Here is a 19,593-nt window from a genome sequence, read left to right as displayed (position 1 = left end):
AGGCCCGCAGCTGCGGGCCTTTTTGTTGCCGGATGCACCGGGCTCACTGGCCGCGACGGCGGCGCAGCACCAGCAGCGCGAAGCAGCCGGCCGCCACCAGCAGCCCGCCGACCAGATGCGGCGAGGCCAGACCCAGCAGCGCTTGCCAGCCGTCCTCCAGCGCCCAGCGGGCGACGGCGCCACTCAGCGCCTCGGGGGCGTGGCGCAGCCGGTCGAACTCGCCCTGGTGGTCGAAGAAGGCCGACGCCGCGCCGTGCAGCTGCGCCTCCAGCAGCTTCCAGACGATGGGGTTGCCATAGACCTTGTCCAGCACATTGCCGCCGATCACGACGGCGCCGATCACCACCGGCACGCCCCAGCGCTTCAGCCAGGCCGAGGCCGCCATCAGGATCATGAACAGCGGTGCCAGCCACAGGCTCATCAGCACCAGGCCCAGGGCCAGGCGCGCCAGCCCGGCCAGGCCGCCGGCCACCATCGCCGGCCAGGACACCTCGGCCAGGGCCGCGATGCCGCCCAGCTTCAGCACCAGCGCGGCGGAGATCACGAAGCCCAGCGCGGTGCCGACCAGCAGCGCCAGCAGCGGCACCAGCAGCACATGCATCAGCAGGGTGGCGGCAATGCTCTCGCTGTGGCTGGCCGGCAGCGACAGCCAGAACTCGATCGAGCGGTCCTGCTGGTCGCGCCGCGCCAGCCCCGGCAGCTGCAGCATCGCGACGCTCCAGCTCAGGCCGGCCACGATGACGGCGCTGATCGCCAGCGCCATCGCGGCGATGACCATCACCGGCAGCTCGGCCTCCACATTCACCGAGCCGAAGGGCAGCAGCGCCAGGAAGGCCAGCGGCGGGACCAGCATCACCAGCAGCCAGCCCTTGTGGTGCTGCATCCACTCGCGCAGCATCAGAGTTTGAAAACGCGTCCACATGATGTCGGCTCCTCAGGCTTGGCTGGATTGCATTTCGGGCTTGCGCGTCAGCGCCATGAACAGGTCCACCAGGCTGGGCCGGAAGCGCTGGCCCAGCGCTTCCAGGTCCGGCGGTGGCGCCCCGTCGAACAGGGCCACCGGGCGCCCCTGGGCGCGGTAGCGCAGCAGCGGATGGGCCGAGGCCACCGCCTCGGCGGCGGCCGGGTCGTGGCTCAGCGCGACGAAGCGCGAGTCCATCTCCTCCAGGCTGATGTTCAGCACCAGCCGGCCCTCGTCCAGCATCATCACGTCGGACAGCAGGGTCTCGATCTCCTCGACCTGGTGGGTGGAGATCAGCACGCTGCGCTCGCCGTCGCACCATTCGTCGATCAGCATCTCGTAGAAGCTCTTGCGCGACATCACGTCCAGGCCGAGGGTCGGTTCGTCCAGGATCATCAGCCGGGTGTCGATGGCGGCGATCAGGGCCAGATGCGCCTGCGTCACCATGCCCTTGGAGAGCGACTTGACCTTGTCGTTCAGGCCCACGCTGGTGCGCTTGAGCAGGGCGCGGGCGCGCTCGGCCGAGAAGCGCGGCTGCAGCCCTGCCATCAGCGTGATCAGTTCCGACACCTTGGCCCAGCGCGGCAGCACCGCCACGTCGGGGATGTAGCTGAGCGACTGCAGCAGCTGCTCGCGCTGGCGGCTCGGGTCCAGGCCCAGCACGCTCAAGCGACCTTCGGCGGGCATCAGGCCGACCAGGGCCTTCATCAGCGAGGTCTTGCCGGCGCCGTTGTGGCCCAGCAGGCCGACGACCCGGCCCTTGGGAATGACGAAGCTGACGTTGTCGACCGCGGTCTTGCTGCCGTAGCGCAGGCTCAGGCCCTGGGCTTCGACGAGGTGTTGGCTGCTGCTCATTGCATCTCCCAGTTCAGATCTTGTGCGCCCAGGCCCAGGCGCTTCAGCTTGGCGCGCAGCGCCGGCCATTCTTGCTGCAAAAACTGCTCGCGTTCGCTCTCCAGCAGGCGTGAACGGGCCCCGGAGCGCACATACATGCCCAGGCCGCGGCGCGGCTCGACCAGGCCGTTGTCCACCAGGGCCTGCAGCGCGCGGCTGACGGTCAGCGGGTTGATCAGGTACTGGCTGGCCAGGGTGCGCACCGAGGGCATGGCCTGGCCCTCGGGTGGCTGCCCGTCCAGCAGCTGCACGGCCAGGCGGTCGGCGAGCTGCTGATAGATGGGACTGGTGTCGTTCCAGCGTTCTTGCATGGCGTGGACCCGGGTGTATTGCTGATGTAGCACACCATAACAAGAGGCCGGGGGCCGGCCCAGCCCGGCACGACGGACTGCAGATTCGGGCCGCTGAACTGCAGGAGGTCCCGCCGCTAGGCATCCGCAATGCGGCGTCCGAAGCTGACGGCTGCTCGAACCTCGGCGGGGACCAACTCCACCAGCTCCCGGTCCGGGCTCACGCCCAGCGCATCGTTGACCGTCGAGAAGGCCTGGCGGAAGGCGATGAACACGGTCGCCTCGAACACCTCGCGCTCGCCGAGCCCCGCCGCGCGCAGCGTCTGGACATCGGCCGCCGTCGTGGCGTTTGGATCCGCCACGACCTTGCGTGCCCAATTTGCCAGCGCCCGATCCCGGTCGCTCAGGCCGGTGTCCGCGGCGTTGCCGATGACGGCGGCGGCCATGGCCGCGCCGGCTTCCTTGGCCAGGGTCCGGCCCCAGGCCAGCGTGCAGTAGGAATCCCCGAGCTCGGCCGCGGCGGCGCACACCAGGACCGTCAGGTCCCGTTTGCTCAAGGTGGATGAACCGGTGAGCTGGCTGCGAAGGGCGGCGAAGCCATCGAAGACCTCGGGCCGCCAGGCCCAGGCCCTGGTCAGGTTCATCACGAAGCCCTGCGAATCGAGGCTGGCCTGGTAGATCCGGGCGGTGTCGGCGGTGTCTTCCGGTGCGGCGATGAACATGGGCCTCTCCTTCGCAACGTCGTGGCTATGCATCTTCGGATCCTGGCGTTAGACATGGGGGCCGCCACCACGCCGACGAAGCGCGCGCCCGGGGCCCCGGGCGCCGGGAAGTCTAGGTTGCCAGGCTCGGGCCGTGACCGTCCTGTCCCCGCAACCGGTGAGGTGGGCCGGGCGCCTCAGCCCCGGGCCAGCGTGCGCTCCTGGTCGGCCTTGCGCTCGGCCGTCACCCGCTGCGCGCTCGGGCGTTCGCCGATCAGCTTCACATAGGGCTTCCAGTCCACCCCGCCGGCGGCCAGCAGGTCCTCGCCCAGCACCGCCTTGCTGGCCATCGCCACCAGCGGCAGGCTGACCCAGGCGGCGCAGTCGGCCAGCGTGAAGCGGTCGCCGGCCACATAGGGCGAGAAGCTGGCCAGGCGCCTGAAGCCCTCGACGTTCTTCACCAGCAGCCGGCGCGCGCGGTTCTGCGTGCCCTCGCTGACCTGGCCGCCGAAGAAGGCCTGCGGGTAGAGCTCGCGCGCCACCAACTCCAGGTGCAGCTCGATGAAGGTGCAGAGCTCGCGCACCTTGGCGGCGGCGAAGGGCTCGGCCGGCAGCAGGGCCGGCGCGGGGTGGGTCGCCTCCAGGTATTCGGCGATCACCTGGCTCTCGCACAGCGAACCCTGCGGGGTGCGGATGAAGGGCACCTTGGCCAGCGGCGAGCAGGCCAGCACGGCCTCCTCGTGGCAATGGGTCTCGACCCGCTCCTCGGTGAAGGCGATGTCCTTTTCCAGCAGGATCAGCTTGACCTTGTTGTAGTAGTTCGAGAGCGTGATGCCGCACAGCGTGATCATGGGTGGGTCTCCGTTGCCTTGTTGTGGTTCAAGTATCGGGGTCGAGGCGCCTGGCGCGGGCCAGCCGCCAGGGCGGCTCGTCGGCATAGACCTGCTCGGCCGTGGTCGCGGTCTCCTGCAGCTTCGTGTCGATGGCGATGCGCTTGTCGAACACGAAGCATTCGCCCTGCCAGTCCGCGGCGGCATCATCCCCGGCGTCCTGCAGGGTCTGGAAGTAGTTCAGGATGCCGCCCTCCAGCTGGTAGACGGTCAGGCCCTGGTCCTGCATCCAGGCCGCGGTCTTCTCGCAGCGGATGCCGCCGGTGCAGTACATCGCGATCTTCTTGCCGGCCCGCTGCCAGTCCTCGGCATGCGCCCGCACATAGGCCGGGAAGTCGCGGAAATGCGTGAGCTCGGGGTCGACCGCGTTGCGGAAACGCCCGAGGCGGAACTCGAAGCTGTTGCGATTGTCCAGCACCAGCACATCGTGGTCGTCCAGCAGCTCGCGCCAGCGCGCCGGGCTCACATGGCTGTCGGGCCGACCGGGCTCGGGCAGGCCGCTGACGCCCGGCACGCCGAAGGCGACGATCTCGGGCTTCACATGCACCTTCAGCAGGGTGAAGGGCCGGGTCGTGCAGGCGCTGCGCTTGAACGCCAGGCCGTCCAGCCCCGGCTCGCTCCGCAGCGCCCGCTCGAAGGCGTCCAGCGCCTCGGCCGGGCCGCCCAGGGCGCCGCTGATGCCCTCCGGCGCCAGCAGGATATTGCCGCCCAGGCGCCGTTCCCAGCCGGCGCGCAGCCGCTCGGCCAGGTCTTGCGGATCTGCCAGGACGGCGAAGCGGTAGAAGGAGATATGCGCGTGCGGCGCGGGGCTTGGGCTCATGCTGGGGCGGATTATCCCGCTGGCTACAATCCGCAGTCCTGAACCCGGAGCCCGCGCCTTGTCCGACCGCCTCGCCGTCCTGCCGCAATACCTGCTGCCCAAGCAGGCCATGACCCGCCTGGCGGGCCGGCTCGCCTCGGCGCGGCTGGGGGGCTTCACCACCTGGGTGATCCGCCGCTTCATTGCGCGCTATGGCGTCAACATGGCCGAGGCGGCGCAGCCCGACCCGGCCGCCTACCCGAGCTTCAACGAGTTCTTCACCCGCGCGCTGAAAGACGGCGCGCGGCCGCTGGCCGCCGGTGCCGAGCTGATCTGCCCGGTGGACGGCGCGATCAGCCAGTTCGGCGCGATCGAACGCGACCAGGTGTTCCAGGCCAAGGGCCACGGCTATTCGACCACCGCCCTGCTGGGCGGCGACGCGCGGCTGGCCGCGCAGTTCCGGGACGGCCATTTCGCCACGCTCTACCTGAGCCCGCGCGATTACCACCGCGTCCACATGCCCTGCGACGGCGTGCTGACGCGCATGATCCATGTGCCGGGCGAGCTGTTCTCGGTCAACCCGACCACGGCGCGCGGCGTGCCCGGGCTGTTCGCCCGCAACGAGCGCGTGGTCTGCGTGTTCGAGGGCGCCGAGCCCGACCAGGGCCCCTGGGTGCTGGTGCTGGTCGGTGCCACCATCGTCGGCTCGATGGCCACGGTCTGGCATGGCCAGGTCAACCCGCCGCGCCCCGGCCATCTGCGCGACTGGTCCTATCCGGACCGCAAGATCGCGCTCAAGCAGGGCGAGGAGATGGGCCGCTTCCTGCTGGGCTCCACCGTCGTGATGCTGTTCCCCAAGCGCGGCCTGCAGTTCAACCCGGCCTGGCAGCCCGGCGGCGCGATCCGCCTGGGCGAGGCTATGGCTGGGGCCACGGCTCCAGCACGCGCCTGAGCAGCTCGCCGGCGCGCTCGGCCGGGAGCGGCCGGCTCAGGTAATAGCCCTGCAGCTGGGTACAGCCCAGGGCCTCGACGGCCAGCGCCTGCTCCTCGGTCTCGACGCCCTCCGCGACGATCTCCAGCCGCAGCGACTGGCCCAGCGCGCAGGTGGCCTGCACCACCGCGCTCGCATCCAGGTCCGGCAGCGGCGCGATCATGCTGCGGTCCAGCTTCATCGCATGGATGGGCAGCTGGCGCAGCATCGTCAGCGAGGACTGGCCGGTGCCGAAGTCGTCCAGCGCGCACAGCACGCCGGCCTCGCGCAGCCGCTCCAGCTGCGGCAGCACGCGCTCGACATGGCCGATCGCGGCGGTCTCGGTGATCTCGATCTGCAGGCTGTCGTGCGGCAGCTCGTGCGCGTCCAGCGCGTCCAGCAGGCGGCCGGCGAAACCGGCGTCCTCGAACTGCAGCGGCGAGACATTGATGGCCACCGGCAGGGCGCGGCCATGGCGCGCGGTCCAGTCGCGCAGCTGCCGGGTGGCCAGCGCGACGATGCGCTCGCCCAGCGCCCTGATCTGGCCGGTGCGCTCGGCGGCCGGGATGAACTCGGCCGGGCTGACCGGCCCGATGCCCGGCCGCTGCCAGCGCACCAGGGCCTCGAAGCCGCACAGCCGGCGCGTGACGGCCGCCACCTTGGGCTGGTACTCCAGGTAGAACTCATCCTCATCCAGTGCGCGGGAGAGCGCCTGCTCGGCCTCCAGCCTTGCCTGGGTGGCGCGGTTCATCGCCGCGTCGAAGAAGGCATAGGTGGCGCCGGCGCGCTGCTTGGCGCGATGCATGGCCGCGTCCGCCGCGCGCAGCAGGCCGGCGCCGTCGCTGCCGTCCCGCGGGAACAGGGCCACGCCCACCGACATATGGACGAACAGCTCGGCCGCGTCGAGCGCCGGCATCGAGAACGGCCGCTCCATCAGCGCCAGCAGCCGCTCGGCGAAGATCAGCGCCTCGGCGTGGCCGGGCACGCCCTCCACCAGCATCACGAACTGGTCCTCGCCCAGCCGCGCCACCGTGGCCTGCGGCGGCAGCTGGCTGCGCAGGCGCTGCGCGACGGCCTGCAGCAGCGCATCGCCCACCGCATGACCCAGGGTCTCGTTGACCAGCTGGAAGCGGTCCAGATCGGCCGACACCAGGGCGAAGGGCGGCGCCCCCGGCGCGGTCAGCTGCTGCAGGCGCTCCAGCGCGAAATTGCGATTGGGCAGCTGGGTCAGCTCGTCGTGCAGGGCCTGGCGGCGCAGCGCCTCCAGCGCCTGGTGGCGCGCGGTCTCGTCCACCATCACCAGCAGCTCGGCCGGCTGACCGTCCCATTCCAGGTGGCTGGACAGGCCGCGGATATGCAGCGGCCGGTCGTCGAGGCCCAGGCGCGGGCCCTCCCACTCGATGCGCGCCTGGCGGTCGGCCAGCACGCGGGCATGGCGCTCGCGCACCGCCTCGCGCAGATCGGGCGAGACCAGGGCCCGCAGCAGGTCGTCGCGGCCGAACATCGCGCGCGCGGCCGGGTTGGCATAGAGGATCTGCTGCTCGCGCAGCACCACCAGGCCCTGCAGCGAATGCTCGGCCAGGCGGGTGAAGCGCTCGGCCTGGCGCCGCGCCTCGCCATGGGCGCGCGCCACCGCCAGCAGGATCAGGCCCAGGCTGAGGGCGCTTTGCGTCAGCAGCCCCGCGCCGTGGGTGATCGGCGAGCGGCTCAGCGGATCCAGCAGCGGGCCGCTGGCATTCACGCAGCCCATCGCGGCGAAGCAGGCCGCGACGATGCGCTCGCCCCGGCCCTCGCCCGCGGCCATCCACAGCGCGCAGGCCCAGTTGCCCAGCGCCAGGGCCGCCGCCGCCGCGATCACCGCCCAGCGCAGCTCCCGATGCGCCAGCAGGGCAATCAGCAGCATGGTCGTCAGCAGCACGCCGGCCCAGACCCGGCGGTGCCAGGCCTGCTGGCGGAACAGGCGGGTGCCCTGCATCTGCAGGTACATCGACAGCATCAGGGCGAATGAGGCCAGCCCGCCCTGCAGGTCGCGCCGGGCCATGTTCAGGCCCTCGGCCGGAACCAGCGCGATGCCCAGCATCAGCCCCAGGCCCAGCAGCACGGCCGACCAGCCCCACAGCCGCACATAGCGGTAGCGCGGATCCGGATCGATGCGCCACAGCATGAGCAGGGCCAGCCCCAGCAGCATCTGCAGCATCGAACTGATCATCATCGAGGGGCTCATCCCTTTGCCTCCCTTCGGCAAGCGCCGGGCCCATCCTAGCCAGCGCGGCGAGGGCGGAATACCTGAGCGCGCGCTTTGTTGGGAAAATAGCGCTTTTGCCACCCTCTCGGCCACCATGACCCAGCGCGTTCTGACCGGCATCACCACCACCGGCACCCTGCACCTCGGCAACTATGTCGGTGCGATCCGCCCCGCCATTCGCGCCAGCCGCGAGCCGGGCGTCGACAGCTTCTTCTTCATGGCCGACTACCATGCGCTGATCAAGTGCGACGAGCCCGGCCGCATCGAGCGCTCGCGGCTGGAGATCGCCGCCACCTGGCTGGCCGCGGGCCTGGACACCGCGCGCGTCACCTTCTACCGCCAGAGCGATATCCCCGAGATTCCCGAACTGACCTGGCTGCTGACCTGCGTCACTTCCAAGGGCCAGATGAACCGCGCGCACGCCTACAAGGCCTCGGTGGACGCCAATCTGGCGGCCGGCGAGGACGCCGATGCCGGCATCACGATGGGCCTGTACAGCTACCCGATCCTGATGGCCGCCGACATCCTGATGTTCAACGCCCATCGCGTGCCGGTCGGCAAGGACCAGGTCCAGCACATCGAGATGGCGCGCGACGTGGCGCAGCGCTTCAACCACCTCTTTGGCGCCGGCAGGGAATTCTTCGTGCTGCCCGAGGCCCAGACCGACGAGGAGATGGAGCTGCTGCCGGGTCTGGACGGCCGCAAGATGAGCAAGAGCTACGACAACGTGATCCCCTTGTTCGAGGGCGGCAGCCAGGGGCTCAAGGAGGCGATCGCGCGCATCGTCACCGACTCGCGCCTGCCCGGCGAGCCCAAGGACCCGGAAAGCTCGCACCTGGTCACCATCTACGACGCCTTCGCCACTACGGCGCAGCGCGAGGCCTTCCGCGCCGCGCTGCGCGCCGGCCTGGCCTGGGGCGAGGCCAAGGCGCAGCTGGTGGCGCTGATCGAGAGCCAGATCGGCCCGATGCGCGCGCGCTATGCGGACCTGATGGCGCATCCCGAGCGCATCGAGGCCATCCTGCAGGAGGGTGCGGCGAAGGCGCGCGCGATCGCCGCGCCGCTGCTGGCCGAGCTGCGCGAGGCGGTGGGCCTGCGCCGCTTCACCGCGATTCCCGCCGCCGCGCCCAAGGCGGCGAAGGCCGAGAAGGCCGCGCTGCCGCTCTTCAAGCAGTACCGCGAGGCCGATGGCCAGTTCTATTTCAAGTTCGTGGACGGCGACGGCACGACCTTGCTGGAGATCGGCGGCTTCGCGTCCGGCCGCGATGCGGGGCGCCTGGTCGGCCTGCTGAAGGCCGAGGGGCCGGCGGCCCTGGCCGATGCGCCGGTCAAGTACCGCCTGGACGACGAGGCCCGGCTGCACGCGGCCTTCGAGGCGCTTGCCGCCGCATTGGACAGCTAACTCTAGCCCCGCGGAAACCCGGTAGGCGGCCGGGCCCCGATGCCTATAGCCTGCAAGCAGACCCTAGACATCCAGGAGACAAGAACAATGGCCACCACCATTCCCGCCGACAGCCTCGCCCTGCAGCGCTTCTACCACTGGGAGCGCGAGGCGCCGGGCCGCATCGCGCTGACCCAGCCGATGGGCGGCGGCGTCGTGCAGGACTTCACCTGGGCCCAGGTGGCCGAGCAGACGCGGCGCATGGCCGCCCATCTGAAGGCGCAGGGCTGGGAGCCCGGCGCCAAGGTGGCGATCCTGTCGAAGAACTGCGCCTGGTGGCTGATGAGCGACCTGGCGATCTGGCTGGCCGGCTATGTCTCGGTGCCGCTGTATCCGACCTTGGCGCCCGAGACCATCACCCAGATCCTGAAGCACAGCGAGGCCAAGGCCCTGTTCGTCGGCAAGCTCGACGGCTGGGAGGGCATGAAGCCGGGCGTGCCGGCCGACATGCCGGCCATCAGCTACCCGCTGTCCCCCGATGACGCGAAGCAGGCCTACGAGGGCTGGGACGCGATCTGCGCGCGCACCGCGCCGCTCGTCGGCGAACCGCTGCGCGGCGCCGACGAGCTCTGCACGCTGATCTACACCTCGGGCACCACCGGCAACCCCAAGGGCGTGATGCACAGTTTCGGCGCCTTCGCCTGGGCCATCCAGACCGGGCTGGAGCGCTTCAAGCTGACCAGCGAGGACCGCATGCTGTCCTACCTGCCGCTGGCCCATGTGGTCGAGCGCATGCTGGTCGAGCATGGCTGGCTGCGCACCGGCATGCACATCTACTTCGCCGAATCGCTGGACACCTTCACCGCCGACCTGCAGCGCGCCCGGCCCACGGTGTTCTTCTCGGTGCCGCGCCTGTGGGTCAAGTTCCAGCAGGGCATCCACCACAAGATGCCGCCCGCCAAGCTGGACCGCCTCTTGCGCCTGCCGCTGATCGGCGGCCTGGTGCGGCGCAAGATCCAGAAGGCCCTGGGCCTGGACCAATGCCGCTTCGCCGCCGGCGGCGCCGCGCCGATGCCGCTGGCCCTCTTGGAGTGGTATGCCAAGCTGGGCATCCCGATCAACGAGGGCTACGGCATGACCGAGAACCTGGCGGTCTCGCACATCACCATCCCCGGCGAGAACCAGCGCGGCACCGTCGGCAAGGTCTACGAGGGCGTGCAGACCCGCATCGATCCGGCCAGCGGCGAGCTGCAGATGCGCAGCCCGGCCGTGATGCTGGGCTACTACAAGGAGCCCGAGCTGAGCCGGGACGCCTTCACCGCGGACGGCTGGCTGCGCACCGGCGACAAGGCCCAGGAGGACGCCAGGGGCTGCCTGCGCATCACCGGCCGCGTCAAGGACCTGTTCAAGACCAGCAAGGGCAAATATGTCTCGCCGGCGCCGATCGAGGACCGGCTGTCCATGCACCCGGCCGTCGAGGCCTGCATGGTCACCGGCGCCAACCTGGGCCAGCCGCTGGGCATCGTGATGCTGTCGCCCGACGCGGCCGAGCACAGCAGCGGCGAGGCCGAGCGCCAGCAGCTGATGACGCAGCTGAACCAGCACCTGGACGATGTCAACGCGCGGCTCGATCCGCATGAGCAGCTCGACTGCCTGGTCGTCGTCAGGACGCCCTGGACCGTCGACAACGGCTTCATCACCCCCACCTTCAAGGTCAAGCGCAACCGCATCGAGGAGGTCTACGGGTCGCAGATGGAGGGCTGGTCCGAGTCGCGCAAAAAGGTGGTGTTTGTCGACTGATGGGACGACGCAAGGGCCTGCTGAAGACCTGGGCGCTGGCACTGAAGGGCGAGGTGCTGGCGGTCTATTTCGCCGCGCGTGACCCGCAGGCGCCGCTGCGGTGGCGCCTGCTGGCGCTGGCCGTGGCGGCCTATGCGCTGAGCCCGATCGACCTGATCCCGGATTTCATCCCGGTGCTCGGCTATCTGGACGACCTGATCATCGTGCCGCTGGGCCTGTGGCTGGTGCTCAGGCTGATGCCGCCCGAGGTGATGGCGCGGGCGCGGGCGCGCGCCGAGCAGGTGCTGCGCCGGCCGCGCAGCTGGGCGGCGGCGGCCTTGTTCGTGCTGCTCTGGCTGCTGGCGGCGGGGCTGCTGACCGCCTGGCTGCTGCGGGCCTTCCCGACGGCCTAGCGGCGCAATCGCTGCATTTCCCTTTCCAGCATGCGCTCGCGCAGCTCGCCGGTGCCTAGCGCCAGCAGGGTCACGATGCCGTGGATCGTCAGGCCCAGGCCCCAGCCCCAGAGCGGGAAGCGGTACCAGCGCTGGCCGCCGCTCAGTTCGCTGATCAGGTAGAGGCCGGCGTTCACCAGCACGAAGATCAGCGCATGGGTCAGCCAGCCCATCTTCAGCGCCACGCGGCGGCGGGCCTGGCGGCGCAGGGCCGGTTCGTCCTTCTCGGGCATGCGGGGGTCGTTCATGACGGGCTCTCCTGGGTCGATGGCGCGATCCTGCCGGGCATGCCCAAGGCCGGCGAGCGGGCTGCGACGGACGGCCGGGGCGCGGCGCGAAGCGACGGCACCGGGGCGCGAGCGGCTATGCTGCGCCGCGCGAGAGGGAAGGGAATGACGATGACGACGATGACGACGACGACGAACCAGCACCGCGCCATCCGCCGCCTGCTGGGCGGCTTGCTGGGCGGCCTGCTGCTGGCGCCGGCGCTGGCCTGGGCCCAGGGCTTCACGGCGGCCGAGCTGCGCGCCGCCGCGGCCCTGCGCGAGGCCGGGCTGCAGAGCGGCCTGGCCTATGAGCTGGTCGACAGCCTGGTCACCGAGGTCGGCGCGCGGCCGGCCGGTTCGCCGAACGACCAGCGCGCGGTGGACTGGGCCGTGGCGCGGCTCAAGGCCCTGGGCTTCGCGAACGTGCGGGCGGAGGCCGTGCCGCTGCGCGCCTGGAAGCGCGGCGAGGCCCATGCCCATATCACCGCGCCCTACCCGCATCCGCTGATGATGACGGCGCTGGGCAACAGCGTGGCCACGCCCAGGGAAGGCCTGCATGCCGAGATCGCCTACTACGCCGACCTGGAGGCGCTGAAGGCCGACACCAGCGAACGCGCCCGGGGCCGCATCGTCTTCATCGACCAGAAGACCGAGCGCAGCCGCGACGCCCGCGGCTACGGCCGTGCGGTGGCGGCGCGCGTGCAGGGCACGGCCGAGGCCGCCAAGCGCGGTGCCGTCGCGGTGGCGATCCGCTCGATCGGCACCGACCGGGATCGCCTGGCCCATACCGGTGCGACCCGCTATGCCGAGGGCCTGACGAAGATCCCGGCGCTGGCCGTCTCGGTGCCCGACGCCGACCTGATCGCGCGCCTGGGCCGCTACGGCCGGCCGCTGCGGATGCACCTGGCGCTGCAGAGCGAGGGCGGCATCGCCGCCACCTCGCACAATGTGATCGCCGAGATCCCGGGCAGCGAGCTGCCCGACGAGGTGGTGCTGATCGGCGCGCACCTGGACAGCTGGGACCTGGGGCCCGGCGCGCTGGACGACGGTGCCGGCGTCGGCATCGTCACGGCCGCCGCGAAGCTGCTGCTGGAGCAGGGGCGGAGCTCTGGACAATGGCCGCGCCGCACCCTGCGCGTCGTGCTGTTCGCCAACGAGGAGAACGGCTTCGACGGCGCCCTGGCCTATGCCGAGCGCTACAAGGACCAGGTGCACCAGTTCGTCGGCGAGAGCGACCTGGGAGCCGGCCGCGTCTACCGGCTGCAAGCCAGGGTGCGGCCCGAGGCCCGGCCGGTGCTGGCGCAGATCGCCGCGGCGCTGGCGCCGCTGGGTGTCGCGGCCGAGGACGGCGACGCCACGCCCGGGCCCGATGCGGCCCTGCTGATGCGGCGCCTGAACTGGCCGGCGCTGGCGCTGAGCCAGGATGGCAGCGACTATTTCGACTGGCACCACACCCCCAACGACACCCTGGACAAGGTGGACGCGCTCAGCCTGCGCCAGAACGTCGCCGCCTGGGCCGTGATGGCCTGGCTGGCGGCACAGAGCCCGATCGGCTTCGGGCCGCTGCCGGCGCCCGAGGCGCCACCGGCCAGGCCCTGATGGCGCGGCCACCCGAGCGGCCGCTGGGTTTTTCCTTCGCTTGCGCGCCGCGCAAGAAAAGCGGTGAGCTGCAGATCCTGCGCGACGGCAAGCCCGTCACCCTGCTGGGCGCCGCTCAGGCCGAGCGGCTGCTGGCGGCACTGGCGCGCTGCGGGGAGGGGAAGGGCGCGGATGCGGAGGCGCAGCGGCAGCGCTTGCTGGCGCGGGCGACGGGGAACTACAAGCGGGGGAATGAGCGGCGATGACGAGACAAGCATGAGCAGCACGATGACCACCCAGGATCTCGATCCAGATGCAGTCACGGCAGAGGTCCGGCAGCGCGCCCAGGTGCGCGCTGAGCTGCTGTCGATCCGGCCCTGGGACGAGATGGAGCGGGAACAGCTGGCGCAGACCCTGGACTGGGTGGACGACCCCGGCGGTGCGCCGCTGTGCCGCGTCGCCAAGCCGGCCACGCCACCCAAGCATCTGGTGTCGTATTTCGCGCTGGTGGACGATAGCCATATTCTGCTGGTCGACCATCGCAACGCCCGCCTGTGGCTGCCCAGCGGCGGCCACGTCGAGCCGCATGAATCGCCGCGCCGCACGGTGGTGCGCGAGCTGCAGGAAGAGCTGGGCCTGACGATAGCCGAGGCTCAAGTCGGCGTGCCGCGCTTTCTCACCTGCACCACCACGGTCGGTCTGACCGCGGGGCATGAGGATGTGTCGCTGTGGTACGTCCTTCAGGGCGACCGCCATGCGCCGTCGCAATTACTACGCTTCGATGCCGAGGAGTTCGAATCGGTGCGCTGGTTTGCGTTCGATCAGGTGCCGCTGGAGAGGAGCGATCCGCATATGGGGCGGTTTTTGGCGAAGCTAAGGGTGGGCATCGACTGATGGTGGGTGGGGCGACGGCCATGCAGCGGAAACGGACATCTCGCGGAGGCCATGCACACCATCCCGAATGACCTATCCCCGGGGGACTAGATGCCCGCCAGAAAAGCGCAGCTGCCGAGGCATCTTGTTTGATCGGACTGCAGTGAATTTGACTCCGTCGCAGGGGCGGGAAAATCCGCCCCTCTCCTAGTTACAAAGTGCGTAAATTGCCTAGCCAAACGCGTTTGAAGCGCGGGGAGGAGTGTGGATGTCAGCCACGTCGAGCCGCAAAGACCGCGGCCAAAAGCCGATTCGTACGTTCGCCGAGTACCAGGCTATGGTCGAACGAACCGACGAACGCAAGAAGGTCATCGTGTCCTTGCTCGGCTTGGCCGGTGAACTCGGGGACCTCAATTCGACCTTCAAGAAGCTGGTGCTGCAGCGTGACAGCCGAACGCTTCGCGAGGACCTTCGCGAGGACATCGGCGACATCCTCTGGTACCTGACCAGCCTCGCTGTCCAGTACAAGATTCCCCTGCAGGAGGCAGCGCGGGAGGGTGCACGCAAGGCCGAGCGCCTCTATTCCCAGGGTGAGGTGAACCGTTTCGATGACGGCTTTGATGACGAGGAACGCCTGCCGCGGCAGTTCAGCGTCACGTTCTCGGAGAAGCGTAACGGCAAGCAGTTGCTGGTTCGCATCATGGTCAGTGGCGTCATCGTCGGCGACACCCTGACCGACAACGCTCACAAAGGGGATGGCTACCGTTATCACGACGTCTTCCACTTGGCCTATGCCGCGGTTCTAGGATGGTCTCCGGTCGTTCGCGGTCTCTTGCGGCGCAAGCGCAAGAGCAACTCGCGCATCGACGAAATCGAGGATGGCGGCCGTGCGGCTGTGGTGGAAGAGGCCATCTCGGTGCTTGTCTTCAACGAGGCGCCGCAGCGAGCCTGGTACAGCGAAGAAAGCTCGGTCGACATTGGCCTGCTGAAGACCATCATCCGCCTGACCGCCGGGCTGGAAGTCCACAGCTGTACTGCGAAGCAATGGAAGGCCGCCATCCTCCAGGGCTACGCGGCGTTCAGACAGCTGAAGGACAACTGTGGCGGCCGCGTCGATGTGGACCTCGACCGCCAGACCTTGACCTATTACCCGCCGCCGGTCCCCGAGGGCGCGCTGTGACCGCGCGCAATGTAACCGGCACTACGGCCCTCGACGCCTGGCGCGCCGGCGTTCAAGCCGTGCTTGCGCAGGGCGAAGTCTTCAACCTATTCACGACCGTCGAGCAGCCGGCTACTTTCGACCCGGCGTGGCTTCAGGCTCATTCGCCACGACGCCGCGGATTTGGCGGTGACGACTTGCGCGAAGTCATCAAGACCATCTTTCCGTATGACCTTGCGCAGCGTATGGCAGAGCGTCCAAGTCTATACAGCGAATATCTACGACTGCACGACCGCGCCATGAGGTTTGTTCGCAACCGCGGGACGTGGGGAACGTACTTCGAGCGGCTGGTTCGCTTTCCCGACCATCCTGACACTAACCAACTCGAGACCGTCATCGGCAAGCTCAGCACTTGGCAGAAACGAAGCGGGACGAGCTTGGTGTTTCATTTGTCGACGCCGGCGCGCGATACTCCTCGCACTCGCGGAGTGCCCGTGCTGGCAGTTCGGCGAAATCGTCTGGCACCCAGGCGACCGGCTCGACCTGGTGGTGGTCTATCGCAACCACGATTTCTTCAACAAGGCGCTGGGCAACTTCATCGGCTTGGGTCAGCTCTTGAATTTCATATGCGCCGCCTCGGGCAAAACGCCCGGCCGCTTGCTATGCCATTCGGTGCACGCCTACAACGGCGGTACGGTCGAAGCTTTGCGTGCCCTGGCGGCCTGAACGGTGATGGCGGATAAAGAACTGCAGTTTGTCGACCTCGTGCGCCGCGTGAAGGCGTGCAAGCGCTGCCCGCGCATGGCGGACAGTGCTCGAGTGCTCGGTGCGGGCTGCGGCTCGCTCAGCGCCAAGGTGATGTTCATTGGCGAAGCGCCGGGGCGGCTCGGTGCCGACGCCTCGGAGCTGCCGTTCCACGGCGACAAGTCCGGCCACAATTTCGAATCGCTGCTGGAACAGGTGGGGCTGAGCCGCTACGACGCTTTCGTGACCAATGCCGTACTCTGCAATCCGAAGGACGCGAACGGCAACAACGCCACACCGTCCCCCTCTGAGGTGGCCAACTGCGCCCCGTTCCTGATGGAACAATTGGAGCTCGTGGACGCTCCCGTGGTTGTGACGCTGGGTGCGGTGGCGTTGCGGGCCACCGCACTGGTCACAGCCCATGCGCTCACGCTCAAGGACAGCGTGCGCAAGGCTCACCTTTGGGCAGGGAGGCAGCTCATTCCTGCTTACCACCCGGGCCAGCGAGCAATGGTGCATCGCAGCTTCGCCAACCAACTGGCGGACTACCAGTTCGTTGCCGAGACGATGCGCCGCAGCGGTGGCGCTGCACGACGTAAGCCGTCGGCCAAACTGAGCCGGGTATCGGAGAAGGTCGGCGCCGCAGCGCGGGTGCTGCTCGAGGAAAGCGGGGAACTGAGCTACTTTGCCCTGCACAAACTACTGTTCATGGCTGAGGTCCGGCACCTCGATGCGGCTTCAGAGCGCCTCACGGAGGGCTACTACGTTCGACAGAAGGATGGGCCCTATTGCGTCGAGTTGCATGCCAGCCGGCTGGCTGCGCTCATCCCGGGCTGCTTCACGCACACCGTCGGCAAGCACCTGATGGTGGTGCTCGGCCAGAAGGGCCTGCTAGACGGAGCGTCGCAGGCCGGCGCGCTCAGTGCGGCCGCTAGGCGCACGCTGTTGGAGGTGGCAGCCAAGTACGGTCAACTGCCCGCCGGGAAGCTGAAGACGGCGGTTTACCTGACGGCGCCGATGCGCGAGTTGCTGCGCAAGGAGAAGACCCTGAGGATGAACCTGTTCAATAGCGCGGTGCTACCGGCTCCCTGAACCTCCCGGCCGCAGGGCTACGTTGTACTGCGAATGGGTGCCCGCTGAGGACCGCTCTCAGCCTCAAGCCGCCGTTCACCCCGCCGCCCTACTTCCCCAACACCACCGCAGCTCGCCTCCTCAACCTCTCCGCCTCTTTCTCATCCCCCGCCGCCTCCGCCTGCCTGATGCCGATATGCAGCCACGCCAGCAGCGGCCTTCGCCAGCCCTGTGCGGAGGCGGTATCGATCGCCAGCCGCGCCACCCCGCGGTCCAGACGTTGATCTCCCTCGCGCCTCAGCGCCGTGCCCGCCGCCACCAGCCGCGCCAGCGGATCGTCGGCCTTGATCGTTGCAACCAGCCGCTCCGCCGTGACCGGCCCGGCCGTGAGCAGCATCCCCCGCTGCGCCTCCGGCAACAGCTCCACCCGCGCCGGCACCTTGCCGGCCAGGTATTCGGCATAGGCCCGCTCCGCCGCGCCCGCATCCTGCGCCAGCGCCGCGAAGGCGGGGCAGTCATTGTCGAATTCCAGCCCCGCCACGCGCGCCGCGCACAGCAGCAACTCGGCGCGTGCCAGCAGCTCGGGCCGGCCGGTGCGCGACAGCTCGGCGCGGGCGCGGGCGGCGTCGACCTCGGCCACCCGCGTGTTCCCGCTCAGCCAGGCCGCGGTGGCGCGGTCCAGCGCGCTCCTGGATTCCAGCTGCCAGTCCGGCTGCGGCGTGCCGGCGCAGCCGGCGATCAGCAGGGCCAGGATCGCGCTCAGGGCGAGTGTCCTGTTCATGGCAGCTTGATCTCCGTCTCGCGCTTGCTGTTGAACGGCCAGCGCCGGTTCACCTCGGTCAGCATCTGCTCCACCTTGCGCAGGCTGGCCTCGACCTCGGCGCGCAGCTGGCCCAGGTCGGCCGTGGCCGCGCGCGCATTGCCGGCGATGCCCTGGGCCTCGACCAGCAGCGCGTCGACCTTCTTGAGGCTCTGGCGCGCCTCGCCCAGCAGGGCGTTCAGCTGCTGCACGCTGGCCTGGGTATCGCGCATCAGCCCGCGCTCGCCGAACACCTGGGCATCGGCCTTCTGTGCCAGGCCATCGAGCCGCGCCAGCAGCGCATTCGTGCGCTCCAATGTCGCGATGAGCTGGCGGGCATCGTTGCCCATCAGCGCAGCCAGGGCGCCGCCGGGGCCGTTGAGGCGCTCGGTGGTGGTCTGCACATTGCGCAGCGTGGCGGCGAGCGGCGCATCGTCGGCGCTCAGCGCGCTCAGATTGGCCAGCAGATTGCGCGCATCGGCCATCAGGCGCGGGATCTCGGCGGTGGCGTCGCCGATCAGCACCGGGCGCTCGGCGCCGTCGGGCAGCGGCGGGTCGTTGAGGATGCCGCTGAAGGCGCGGATGCGCGGCGCGCCGACCAGGGCGCTCTCCATCGTGAAAACACTGGACATGCGCAGCCAGCGCGCGTCCTTGCGCGCCACGTCGACCACGATGCGGGCCTTGCCGTCGTCGCCCAGCTCGATGCGGCTGACCCGGCCGATCGGAAAACCGGAGAAGCTCAGATCCATGCCCACCGCCGCGCCCTCGGCATGCTCGGCCACCAGCACCAGGCGCTGGGTGCGCTCGAAGGCGCCGCGCGCATACATCACATAGGCCACCGCGCCGACCAGCAGCAGCGCCACCGCGGCCAGCAGCAGCCGCGCCTTCAGGTCCAGGTTGGCGACCGGCGGCACGTCGGGGGGCAGGTCTTGCGGTGCGTCCGTCATGGTTTCAATAGTAGTTGCCAACCAGCGACAGCAGCTCGATCAGCAGCACCACGGCCAGCAGCCGCGCCAGGCGGCCGATGTCACCGCTGCCCAATGGCGCATCCTGCAGTTCGCGCGGCGTCGGCAGCATCGGGATGATGGCCACGGCCAGGCTCAGGCTCAGGGTCTTGAGCATGAAGATCAGCACGATCACCGGCGTGAAGATATGGCCCACGCTGCGCGTGAAGCCGGGCAGGCCCCAGCTGCCGAAACCGTAGACCGCCAGATAGGTCAGCACCAGGGTGATCAGGCTGCTGACGGCGGTCAGCGTGATGGCGGCGAACATGCCGGCCAGGGCCTGCGGCAGCACCTGGTCGCGCAGCGGGTCCAGCCCCTGTGCGCGCTGCGCCCTGAACAGGCCCCGCAGGCGCAGCTGGCGCAGCCGCGCGCCGGCCGGCATGGTGCAGCGCAGCGCCGCGAACAGCACGGCCGACAGCGGGATCAGCTCCAGCACCAGGGTGCGCACCAGCAGGTCCAGCGCATAGCGCGACAGGCCGTAGCTGCTGGCGGTGGCCAGCACGATGCGGATGATGATCTGCGCCGCGACGGCCGAAATCAGGCCGAAGGGCAGCAGCAGCGGCGCCGTGGCGCGGTAGCAGGCCTGTCGCAGCAGCGGGCGCTGGCTGCGGCGGTAGCTGGAGGGGGCCATGGCCAGCACCATCAGGCGCGCGCCCAGCTCGATCAGCTGCCACCAGCCCAGCAGCCAGCCGAGCAGGGCCTGATGAGGGGGACGGCGGCGCGAGTCGAGCATGGTC

At 69.6% G+C, this 19,593-nt stretch carries 21 protein-coding genes; 10 read left to right on the top strand and 11 right to left on the bottom strand.

All coding sequences use genetic code 11. The annotated features are described in order from the left end of the window. Positions 1-43: 43 nt before the first annotated feature. The 6 genes from AC07OQ_RS02570 to trhO all read right to left on the bottom strand — a co-directional run bounded on the left by AC07OQ_RS02570 (position 44) and on the right by trhO (position 4,556). Positions 44-922 (bottom strand): hypothetical protein, encoded by an 879-nt coding sequence (locus tag AC07OQ_RS02570; RefSeq protein WP_495051521.1) that lies wholly within the window; start codon positions 920-922, stop codon positions 44-46. A gap of 12 nt (positions 923-934) precedes the next feature. Further along, a complete protein-coding gene (locus AC07OQ_RS02565; RefSeq protein WP_495051520.1) occupies positions 935-1,816 on the bottom strand; it encodes an ABC transporter ATP-binding protein in 882 nt (293 codons plus the stop codon). Then, on the bottom strand, positions 1,813-2,166 hold the full coding sequence (locus tag AC07OQ_RS02560; protein ID WP_495051519.1) for a GntR family transcriptional regulator: 354 nt from the start codon (positions 2,164-2,166) through the stop codon (positions 1,813-1,815). The genes AC07OQ_RS02565 and AC07OQ_RS02560 overlap by 4 nt, the downstream gene beginning before the upstream one ends. Before the next feature lie 116 nt (positions 2,167-2,282). Further along, positions 2,283-2,867, bottom strand: a complete 585-nt coding sequence (locus AC07OQ_RS02555) for a carboxymuconolactone decarboxylase family protein (RefSeq protein WP_495051518.1) — start codon at positions 2,865-2,867, stop codon at positions 2,283-2,285. Positions 2,868-3,043: 176 nt separating this feature from the next. Further along, on the bottom strand, positions 3,044-3,697 hold the full coding sequence (locus AC07OQ_RS02550; protein WP_495051517.1) for a glutathione S-transferase family protein: 654 nt from the start codon (positions 3,695-3,697) through the stop codon (positions 3,044-3,046). 28 nt (positions 3,698-3,725) lie between these two features. Further along, positions 3,726-4,556, bottom strand: a complete 831-nt coding sequence (gene trhO, locus AC07OQ_RS02545; RefSeq protein WP_495051516.1) for an oxygen-dependent tRNA uridine(34) hydroxylase TrhO — start codon at positions 4,554-4,556, stop codon at positions 3,726-3,728. A gap of 58 nt (positions 4,557-4,614) precedes the next feature. On the opposite strand from trhO, the gene asd reads away from it, so the two are divergent. Continuing rightward, positions 4,615-5,487 (top strand): archaetidylserine decarboxylase, encoded by an 873-nt coding sequence (gene asd / locus AC07OQ_RS02540; protein WP_495051515.1) that lies wholly within the window; start codon positions 4,615-4,617, stop codon positions 5,485-5,487. Here asd and AC07OQ_RS02535 read toward each other — a convergent pair. Next, positions 5,453-7,729, bottom strand: a complete 2,277-nt coding sequence (locus AC07OQ_RS02535; protein WP_495051514.1) for a putative bifunctional diguanylate cyclase/phosphodiesterase — start codon at positions 7,727-7,729, stop codon at positions 5,453-5,455. The genes asd and AC07OQ_RS02535 overlap by 35 nt on opposite strands. Before the next feature lie 115 nt (positions 7,730-7,844). Here AC07OQ_RS02535 and AC07OQ_RS02530 point away from each other — a divergent pair, with 115 nt between their 5' ends. From AC07OQ_RS02530 to AC07OQ_RS02520, 3 genes are all read left to right on the top strand, one after another. After that, positions 7,845-9,152, top strand: coding sequence for a tryptophan--tRNA ligase (locus tag AC07OQ_RS02530; protein WP_495051513.1), 1,308 nt, complete (start codon positions 7,845-7,847; stop codon positions 9,150-9,152). An 87-nt stretch (positions 9,153-9,239) separates the two neighbouring features. Then, on the top strand, positions 9,240-10,931 hold the full coding sequence (locus AC07OQ_RS02525; protein ID WP_495051512.1) for an AMP-binding protein: 1,692 nt from the start codon (positions 9,240-9,242) through the stop codon (positions 10,929-10,931). Beyond that, entirely contained in the window at positions 10,931-11,323 is a 393-nt protein-coding gene (locus tag AC07OQ_RS02520; RefSeq protein WP_495051511.1) for a YkvA family protein, read from the top strand. The genes AC07OQ_RS02525 and AC07OQ_RS02520 overlap by 1 nt, the downstream gene beginning before the upstream one ends. On the opposite strand, the gene AC07OQ_RS02515 is transcribed toward AC07OQ_RS02520, so the two are convergent. After that, a complete protein-coding gene (locus tag AC07OQ_RS02515; RefSeq protein WP_495051510.1) occupies positions 11,320-11,610 on the bottom strand; it encodes a 2TM domain-containing protein in 291 nt (96 codons plus the stop codon). The genes AC07OQ_RS02520 and AC07OQ_RS02515 overlap by 4 nt on opposite strands. A gap of 159 nt (positions 11,611-11,769) precedes the next feature. On the opposite strand from AC07OQ_RS02515, the gene AC07OQ_RS02510 reads away from it, so the two are divergent. From AC07OQ_RS02510 to AC07OQ_RS02485, 6 genes are all read left to right on the top strand, one after another. Beyond that, positions 11,770-13,227, top strand: a complete 1,458-nt coding sequence (locus tag AC07OQ_RS02510; protein WP_495051509.1) for a M28 family peptidase — start codon at positions 11,770-11,772, stop codon at positions 13,225-13,227. Next, the gene (locus tag AC07OQ_RS02505; RefSeq protein WP_495051508.1) at positions 13,227-13,472 is read left to right on the top strand and encodes a hypothetical protein; all 246 of its coding nucleotides are present in this window, start codon (positions 13,227-13,229) and stop codon (positions 13,470-13,472) included. The genes AC07OQ_RS02510 and AC07OQ_RS02505 overlap by 1 nt, the downstream gene beginning before the upstream one ends. 10 nt (positions 13,473-13,482) lie before the next feature. Beyond that, positions 13,483-14,100 carry an NUDIX domain-containing protein gene (locus tag AC07OQ_RS02500; protein WP_495051507.1) on the top strand — a complete coding sequence of 206 codons (618 nt, stop codon included), beginning with the start codon at positions 13,483-13,485 and terminating at the stop codon, positions 14,098-14,100. 247 nt (positions 14,101-14,347) lie between these two features. After that, positions 14,348-15,259, top strand: coding sequence for a nucleotide pyrophosphohydrolase (locus AC07OQ_RS02495; protein ID WP_495051506.1), 912 nt, complete (start codon positions 14,348-14,350; stop codon positions 15,257-15,259). A gap of 525 nt (positions 15,260-15,784) precedes the next feature. Next, positions 15,785-15,964, top strand: coding sequence for a hypothetical protein (locus tag AC07OQ_RS02490; protein ID WP_495051505.1), 180 nt, complete (start codon positions 15,785-15,787; stop codon positions 15,962-15,964). 6 nt (positions 15,965-15,970) lie between these two features. After that, a complete protein-coding gene (locus tag AC07OQ_RS02485; protein WP_495051504.1) occupies positions 15,971-17,074 on the top strand; it encodes a uracil-DNA glycosylase family protein in 1,104 nt (367 codons plus the stop codon). Positions 17,075-17,162: 88 nt separating this feature from the next. Here AC07OQ_RS02485 and AC07OQ_RS02480 read toward each other — a convergent pair whose 3' ends face one another. From AC07OQ_RS02480 to AC07OQ_RS02470, 3 genes are read right to left on the bottom strand one after another with little or no spacing between them, the layout of a single operon-like run. Then, positions 17,163-17,834, bottom strand: coding sequence for a hypothetical protein (locus tag AC07OQ_RS02480; RefSeq protein WP_495051503.1), 672 nt, complete (start codon positions 17,832-17,834; stop codon positions 17,163-17,165). Then, complete coding sequence (locus AC07OQ_RS02475; RefSeq protein WP_495051502.1) at positions 17,831-18,799, bottom strand: MlaD family protein; 969 nt, start codon at positions 18,797-18,799, stop codon at positions 17,831-17,833. The genes AC07OQ_RS02480 and AC07OQ_RS02475 overlap by 4 nt, the downstream gene beginning before the upstream one ends. 4 nt (positions 18,800-18,803) lie before the next feature. Then, positions 18,804-19,589, bottom strand: coding sequence for an MlaE family ABC transporter permease (locus AC07OQ_RS02470; RefSeq protein ID WP_495051501.1), 786 nt, complete (start codon positions 19,587-19,589; stop codon positions 18,804-18,806). Positions 19,590-19,593: the final 4 nt, after the last annotated feature.

Source organism: Roseateles sp. GW821-FHT09B06, from assembly GCF_059418245.1.
The sequence above is the reverse complement of the archived record's forward strand: the minus strand, read 5'-3'. Positions and strand labels throughout refer to the sequence as shown.